Genomic DNA, 1,185 nt, shown 5'->3' with positions numbered 1-1,185 from the left:
TCTGGCGGTTTTTGGCGTTTGTTTATAGTTTGCTCCTATCCCTTTAGTCTAAACTCCAGTAACGCCGAAAATTCAGAAATTGATGGATGATTAATGAAGGACAAATTTTATGAATACTAATAAAAAATTTACCTCTTTGATAGACCTGCTATGTTATAGAGGAACAAATGAACCGAACCAAAAAGCTTATACCTTTATTTCTAATGGAAAAACAGAGACAGCCAGCTTGACTTATGGAGAATTGGAAAAGCGGTCACGAGCAATCGCAGCTCAGCTTCAGGAGATGGGGGTAACCAGGGGGGAACGAGCATTGCTGCTCTATTCACAGCCTCTAGATTTCATTTGTGCTTTCTTTGGATGTTTATATGCAGGAGTCATTGCTATTCCGGCTCCTCCACCTGATGCAATTCGATTGAAGCGAACTCTGCCTCGACTTCAAGCTTGTGTTAAAGATGCCCAAGTTTCTCTAGTGCTGACTACATCTCAAATTTCTTCTCAGTTCCCAAGTGAATGGCAAAAAGACTTTGGGTATAATAATATGTTGTTATGGTTGTTTACTGAGGAGATATCAGAGCAACTAGCAAACCAATGGCAAGAATTAAAAATTAATCTAGATGCCATAGCTTATTTACAATATACTTCTGGTTCTACATCTACGCCGAAAGGAGTTGTAGTGACCCATAACAATGTAATGCACCATTCTGCCTATATCAAGCAAGCATGGAACTACACTTCAGATAGTATTGCTGCCACTTGGATGCCTTACTTCCATGATTATGGTTTGATTGATGGACTTATACAGCCTATTTATTCTGGTATTACTTGTTACGTAATGTCACCATTGACATTTGTTAGAAGACCGACCTGCTGGCTAGAGGTTATTTCTAAGTATAAGGTAACCCATAGCCAAAGTCCAAACTTTGGCTATGACTACTGTGTTCGTCAAGTTACATCAGAACAAATAACTAATTTAGATCTTAGGAGTTGGAAAACAGCTAGTAATGGAGCAGAGCCAATTCGTAAAGACACTATAGAAAAATTTATTAAAACACACCACGCCTGCTTTTCGAGGTCGAACACGACGCGGTGATGCTTGCCGGACAGCGCCGCGAACGCGTAAGCGCGCCGTAGGGTCTGTGCCACCTGGTTCGCGTTTGCCCGCAGGTCGCTCTTGCGGACCCGGCG

Annotated in this window: 1 protein-coding gene; it reads left to right on the top strand. The window is 41.8% G+C overall.

Annotation, left to right across the window (positions count from 1 at the left end; genetic code table 11):
- The first annotated feature begins 109 nt into the window (after positions 1 to 109).
- A complete protein-coding gene (locus F6K53_RS44015) occupies positions 110 to 1,090 on the top strand; it encodes an AMP-binding protein (RefSeq protein WP_293087161.1) in 981 nt (326 codons plus the stop codon).
- Positions 1,091 to 1,185: the final 95 nt, after the last annotated feature.

Source organism: Moorena sp. SIO4A1 (assembly GCF_010672065.1).
Taxonomy (GTDB): Bacteria; Cyanobacteriota; Cyanobacteriia; order Cyanobacteriales; family Coleofasciculaceae; genus Moorena.
This window is presented reverse-complemented; position numbering and strand designations above follow the sequence as displayed.